1 tRNA gene is annotated in these 1,017 nt (G+C 32.9%); it reads right to left on the minus strand.

The annotated features are described in order from the left end of the window. Positions 1–161 precede the first annotated feature (161 nt). Positions 162–233 (minus strand) — tRNA-Arg (locus tag BVER_RS36165). Positions 234–1,017: the final 784 nt, after the last annotated feature.

Below are 1,017 nucleotides of genomic sequence, written 5' to 3' on the forward strand. Positions count from 1 at the left end.
GGAGCAAATGGACCGTTTTAACCTTCAGGAACAGGTATAAAAAATAAAAAATGGATGACTTACTTTCTTTTGTCTTAAAAAAGTAATTAAGCGTCTTGAATTCAAATTATTCAAAAGGTTTTTTCTTGATATTGAAATCTAAAAAATATATGGAAACAATTTGCGTCCAATAGGATTTGAACCTATACTAAAGGTTTAGAAGACCTCTGTCCTATCCATTAGACGATGGACGCTTTTCGTTCTGATTTTTTCATATTTTGACTTCCTTTGGTTGAAAAAACAACGAATCGGGTTGTATGGAGATAATTTTTGAAATTGTATATTAGCCCTACCCTAATACTAATCTAATAGCTATATAGAGTATAGACTATAAACATTTAAACGAAAAGCGGGTAGCGGGAATCGAACCCGCATCGTTAGCTTGGAAGGCTAAGGGTTATAGTCGACGTCGATTCAACATTTTGATTTAAACGGAACGTCTCTAATTCAAAACCGAACTCGAAACTTTGGTTTCATTCGGCTCCTTTATGGATGTGAACAATATTGCAAATAAATAAATTCGAACCCATAACATCTATGTCAGCTTTTTGTCTGAATAGAAAAAAAATGACTCGCTTTCTAGATGATCCCTCTAAAAGAGAGGGATTATACCAATCTTTCTAGTTACTTCGTTCTTTATTTTTACTTGAGAAGATCCTGAGGAAAGCGATTTTATTTCCACCGAGTTAAAACAATAGGTTGATGTCTCTAGTAAACTACAGTCATCGTTTAATAGCTATTTTGCTTCCATTTTTTCTATACGAAAAAAGTTGAAGATTTAGTTACGATTGGAAACCTACTTTCTATCTACATCCATGGATACTTTACTCCTACTTAGCCAAGTATTAATATTATAATCTAATTCAATCCAATTCAAAAATTATGTTTCGCAATTTCCTAATCCACTTTCTCACTTTCTAAGTGACCGTTGGATCCAAATCACGAGAATCTATATTTTTCTCGAATAACATCTTCGAG

This window comes from Candidatus Burkholderia verschuerenii (genome assembly GCF_001189365.1).
Classification (GTDB): domain Bacteria; phylum Pseudomonadota; class Gammaproteobacteria; order Burkholderiales; family Burkholderiaceae; genus Caballeronia; species Caballeronia verschuerenii.